The organism is Methylopila musalis (assembly GCF_042679725.1).
Taxonomy (GTDB): Bacteria; Pseudomonadota; Alphaproteobacteria; order Rhizobiales; family Methylopilaceae; genus Methylopila; species Methylopila musalis.
Genome location: NZ_JBHTMX010000191.1, coordinates 1 through 5,378, shown reverse-complemented (window position 1 = coordinate 5,378; position 5,378 = coordinate 1). Strand labels below are relative to the sequence as shown.

Annotated in this window: 4 protein-coding genes; all 4 read right to left on the bottom strand. The window is 72.2% G+C overall.

Features of this window, described 5'->3' with window-relative positions; genetic code table 11:
- Positions 1 to 881, bottom strand: an 881-nt coding sequence (locus ACFQ4O_RS14720) for a DUF2218 domain-containing protein (RefSeq protein ID WP_378776632.1), incomplete at its 3' end; no start/stop codon positions are given.
- Positions 878 to 1,969 (bottom strand): ABC transporter substrate-binding protein, encoded by a 1,092-nt coding sequence (locus ACFQ4O_RS14715; RefSeq protein ID WP_378776630.1) that lies wholly within the window; start codon positions 1,967 to 1,969, stop codon positions 878 to 880. The genes ACFQ4O_RS14720 and ACFQ4O_RS14715, both read right to left, overlap by 4 nt.
- Positions 1,966 to 4,449, bottom strand: a complete 2,484-nt coding sequence (locus ACFQ4O_RS14710) for a TonB-dependent siderophore receptor (protein ID WP_378776628.1) — start codon at positions 4,447 to 4,449, stop codon at positions 1,966 to 1,968. The genes ACFQ4O_RS14715 and ACFQ4O_RS14710 overlap by 4 nt, the downstream gene beginning before the upstream one ends.
- A 99-nt stretch (positions 4,450 to 4,548) precedes the next feature.
- Positions 4,549 to 5,378: FecR family protein (locus ACFQ4O_RS14705; RefSeq protein WP_378776626.1), on the bottom strand; the 830-nt coding region annotated here is incomplete at its 5' end.

Genomic DNA, 5,378 nt, shown 5'->3' with positions numbered 1-5,378 from the left:
GGCGCGTCGCGCCCGCGCGTGAGCCAGCGCAGCTCCACCCCGGCGGGCGCCGCGATCGCCTGCCGGTCGGCCGGGTCGGCGAGTTCGATCACGGCGACGCCGCGCGTCTGGGGCGCGGCGGTCTCCAGAATGCGGGCGATGGCGGGCAGCGCGGTTTCGTCGCCCGCGAGCAGCAGCCAGTCCGCAGCCTTCGCCGCGCGGCCGCCGGGACCGACAAGACCGACCACGTCGCCGGGCTGCGCCTCCGCGCCCCAGCGCGCGCCCGGCCCGGCGTCGTCGTGCAGCGCGAAATCGAGGTCGAGCGTTCCGGCGGCAAGGTCGAAGCTCCGCACCGTGTATTTGCGCACCTCCGGCCGCCCCGGCCCGGAGGGCCAGCGGAAGCCGCCGTCCGGACCGAACGTGGGCCATTCCGGCGCGTGGCCCTTCGGCGGCGCGAGCAGCTTCACATGCAGGTCGTTCGGGCTGGTGAAGCGCAGCGGCCGCGGACAGGCGAGCGTCACCCGGCGGAAGCCGGGCGACAGCCGGCGGGCGCCGACCACCGTGGCGAGCCGCACGTTCGGGGGCCGCTCGGGCCGCGGCGCGGCGTCGCCGCTCCAGGCCAGCGGCAGGGCCGCGCGGCCGGCGAACTCCTCCACATGCTCCTCGATCTCGGCCTGAAGCTCGAACAGCAGATCGGCGTCCTCCGCCTCCGCCACGATGCGCAGGGCGTCCGGCTCCGCCTCGAACCGCCCGAGCGCGAACGGGAACACGATCTCCTCCGCGCCGCCCGCACGGCGACGGCGCGCGCCGTGGCCTTCCAGATGGGCGCAGATCGGCTCCACGTGCTGGCCGATCCTAGGCAGGCGCACGACCGCCTCGGCCCGGAGCCGCCCCGCGCTCACCGCCGCGCCTCCACCCACAGCGCGCCCGTCACCGGAATGGCGGAGAGCCGGGCGTTGATATGGTCGAGCGTCGCCTGCGGGTCGAGATCGCCGAACAGGTCGGGCCGGATCCAGCGGGCCAGCGCCTCCAGCGCCACCAGATTGAGCGCGGAGCGGGCGAGATCGTGCCACAGCCCATAGGCGCGGCCGTCGCGGATCGCGGGGATCTCCGACAGTCCCGGACGGGCGAGCGCCCGCGCGAGCGAGGCACGCGCCTCGTCCGCCGCGCGGCGGGGGCCCAGCACCAGCCCGCCGCGGCCGGCGAGATAGGCGCCGCCGGTGCCCACATAGACCTGCGGCTCGGCGGCGAGCACATATTCCAGCGACAGCTGGCCCGCCATGCCGGCGATGACGCCGTCGCCGATGTTGCGGCCGCCCGCCGCCGCCACCAGATCGCCGATGCTCTGGCCCCGGCCGGGCGACAGGCAGCATGTCCCCGCCCCCGCATGGGCCTCCAGCAGCACGGACGGCCGGGCGCCGCCGGCCGTGGCCAGCCGGTCGCGGATGACGCCGCTCCGCTCCCGGAAGAACGACAGGTAGGCCTCCGCCTCCCGCGCCCGGCCGATGAGCGCGCCGAGCAGCGCAAGCCCCTGCGCGCCGTCGCGCAGGCTGGGCGAGGGCTGGAGCACCGCGACCGCGATCCCGGCCCGCTCCAGCGCCGCGACGCCTGCGGCGTGGGCGGCGAAATAGGGGCTGAGCACCACCAGATCGGGTTCGAGCCGGATCAGGTTCTCGATCGGCAGCGCGTCCGGCGACGCGGCGCCGAGCTTCGGGACCGCGGCGAGGCGGGCGTCGGCCGCCTCCAGCGTCGCCAGCGTGTCGGCGTCGAGCCATGTGGCGTTCCAGCCGACGAGCAGCTCCGCCGGCCGGTCGTGGATCAGCCCGAGCGCGATCAGGTCGATCCCGTCCGACAGGATCAGGCGGCGCGCCGGCCGGTCCAGCGTGACCGTGCGCCCGGCCTGATCGACGACGGAGATCGCCGCCGCCCGCGCCGGGACGCCGAGGCCCGCCAGCGCGAGCCCGCCGAGGACGACGTCGCGCCGCCTCACCAGCGGTAGCGCGCCGTCGCCAGCACCGTGCGGCCCTCGCCGAAGGTGCACGAGCTGAAGCCGTTGCAGGCGGCGATGTAGCTCTTGTCAAACAGGTTCTTGGCGTTGACCGTCACGCTGAACCCGTCGAAGCGCGGATCGCGCTTGCCGAAGTCATAGGTGACGGCGGCGTCCACAAGCGTGAAGCTGGGCACCTTGGAGGGCGTCAGCTCGTAGCCGGGCTCGCCCCACAGGTTCGTGGCCGTGCCGAACGCCGTGCCCACATAACGGATGCCGCCGCCGAGCTTGAGGCCGAGAAGGGCGCTCGACGGCTGGAAGGCGTAATCCACCCAGATCGCGCCGGTGTGCTGCGGCACGGCCACCGGGCGCTTGCCCTGGATTCCGTCTTCGCCCTTCGTCACCCTCATGTCGATGTAGGTGTAGTTCGCCGTCAGGTCCAAGCCCTCGGCGAGGCTCGCCTTGCCCTCGATCTCGAAGCCGCGGGAGCGGATTTCGCCGTCGACGCGCACGTCGATGTCGCCCGTGAGGGGGTCGGTGTAGGAGGTCGCGACGTTCTGCTTCTTGATGTCGAAGGCCGCCACCGTGATGAAGGCGTTGTAGCCCGGCGGCTGATACTTGAAGCCCGCCTCCCACTGCTCGCCGGTGGTCGGATCGAAGGTGCTCTTGCCCACCACGTTGTTCAGCGACGGCTCGAACGACGTCGAGTAGCTCACATACGGCGCAAGGCCGTTGTCGAACAGATAGACGAGGCCCGCGCGGCCGGTGAAGGCCTTGTCCTCCGCCTCCTGGCTGGACAGCGTGGCTCCCGTGGCGATCAGCGATCGGGAGCTGCTGATCTTGGACCAGTCATGGCGACCGGACAGCCACAGCCGCCACCTGTCGAAGGCGATCTGATCCTGCGCGTAGACGCCGACTTGCTCGATCGAGTTCTCGAAATGGACGAAGGGGCTCGGCTTGAGGAAGGACTGGTCGTTGTCCGGATTCCAGATGTCGATGCTGGGCGCGGCGGCGAAGCCGTAGTCCCACGGACCGTCCATCCACTGGTAGTCGAGGCCGACCAGCACGGTGTGACGGAGCGGGCCCGTGTCGAACTTGCCCTCGAGCTGGTTGTCGACGCCGAAATTGTCGACGTCGTGCTTCGAGATCGTGGAGAAGCGCGACAGCGTGGCGTTGTCCGAGCCGAGCGCGCTGAAATCCACGCTCCTGAACGTGTCCTTGAGCTTGCCGTAACGGGCGTTGGAGCGGAACGTCAGGTTGTCGTTGAACTCATGCTCGAACTGGGCGCCGATCCAGGCTTGGGTGCGGTCGAAGCGGTTCCAGTTCTTGTCACCCTGGAAGAAGCTGTTGGACAGCTTGCCGTGGCCGGGGACGCCCAGGATCGTGCCGCGGGGCGAAACGAAGCCGGCGTCGGAGGTGTGCGGATCGTGCTGGTACACCGCCTGCACGGTCAGCGAGGTCCGGTCGTCCGGCCGCCAGGTGAAGGACGGCGCCAGCAGGATGCGCTGGTCCTTCTGATAGTCGATCTGGGTTTCGGCCAGCCGACCGGCGGCGATCATGCGGTAGGTGAGCGCGCCCTCCGCGTCGACCTTGCCGCCAACGTCGAAGCCGCTCTCCAGATAGGCGTGATTGCCGACGCGCGCAAACACCTCGTTCACCGGCGTGTCGGTGGGGCGCTTGGTGACGAGGTTGACGAAGCCGCCCGGCTGGGCGCGGCCGTAGAGCACCGAGGACGGGCCGCGGAACACCTCCACCCGCTCCAGCAGGAAGGAGTCGATCTGCACCGCGGTGCGCGACGGGAAGTTCCAGCGCAGGCCGTCCTGATAGGAGGCGTAGCTGGCGTCCGCCGAAAAGCCGCCGAAGCCGCGCAGGAACACGGGATCGAAACGGCGGCTCTGCAGGCCGGCGGTGCCGGCCACCACGCCCGCGGTGTAGCGCAGCGCTTCGCCGACCGTCGTCGCGCCCTGCGCGTCCATCTGGTCGCGCGGGATGACCGAGATCGACTGCGGCGTCTCGATCAGCGCGGCGTCGGTCTTGGAGGCGGTGGCCGAGCGGGTGGCGACGAAGCCGTTGACCGGGCCGGTGGCGGTCTCGCCCTGTCCGGAGACCGCGAGCGGCGGCAGCTCCACCGTCTCCTCCAGCGCCACGGGCGCGGCCTCGGCTGCCGGGCTGAAGATCGAGACCGTGCCCTCGTTCACGAAGCGATAGGCGTAGCCGGTGCCGGACAGCATGCGGCCCAGCGCCTCGCGCGCGGTCATCTCGCCCTTGACCGGCCGGGTGCTGGCGGTGATGGGGCTGTTCTCGCGGATCACCACGGCGAGGCCCATGGCGCGGCCGAGCTCGTTCAACGCCTGCGGCGCGGCCTTGGCGTCGATGTCGATCCGCACCCGGCGCGCGTTCGCAGGCTCGGCCCCCGCCGCCCCGACAGCCGCCGTCAGCGCCCCGGCCGCAAGGCCCGCAAGCAACACGCTCTTCATCGACATCACGCGCAAATCCCCGTCATGCCCGCCGGTGGTTTGGCGGGCCTCACAGAGCCAGACGGACGGCGGCGGCGTTCACTGAACCACTGAGGCGCATTTTTTTCAGCGACGGAGGATCACGAGCCGTCCCGTCAGCGCCGTGACCCGGAACCCCACGCTGGCCTTAAGCGATTCGAGCGCGGCGTCCGTGTCCGAGAGGTCGAGCGTGCCGGTGATGCGCTCGTCCGCCAGCTCGCCCGAGGCCACCACGATCCGGCCCGGCCGGTAACGCTCGATCTGCCGCGCCACGTCGGCGAGGCGCATGCGGTAGAACACGAACCGTCCTCCGCGCCAGGCGAGCGCGCCGTCCACGTCTGCCGGCGCGGGCCGGCCGACGCCCTGCGGCCCGAAGGCCACGGCGTCGCCGGGCGCGAGCCGGGCTTCGCGGCCGTCGTGGCCGCGCACCGCCACCGCGCCGTGGGCGAGCGTGACGGCGCCGCCGTGCTCTAAAAGCCGCACCTCGAAGCCGGTGCCGAGCACGCGCGTCTCCGCGTCCCGCGTCTCGACCACGAAGGGCGTGGCGCTGGTCTTCACCTCGAAATAGGCCGCGCCCCGGAGCAGCCGCACCCGGCGCTCCGCCCCAAAGGCCTCGTCGAGCGCGCTGTCGGCGTCGAGCAGCGCGGTGGAGCCGTCGGCGAGCGTCACCGCGCGCCGTTCGCCCCGCGGCGCCACATGGTCGGCGACGATATCCTGAAACAGGTGCGGCCGCTCCAGCCACAGCCCGCCCGCGAGCGCCGCGCCGAGGGCGAGGGCCAGAATAGCGAGGCTCTTGGGCGGCTTCGCCGCCTTGGCGGCGTCGATGCGCCGGAGCGCGTCGCGCAGGCTCGCATCGTCCTTCGCGGCGAGGCGAGCCGCCGGCCCCTGCGCGTCGCGCCAGGCCTGCTCCACCGCGC

Bases quoted from the DNA above. Each gene is read 5' to 3' on its own strand.
- ACFQ4O_RS14710 (WP_378776628.1), bottom strand. From the start codon at position 4,449: ATGTCGATGAAGAGCGTGTTGCTTGCGGGCCTTGCGGCCGGGGCGCTG.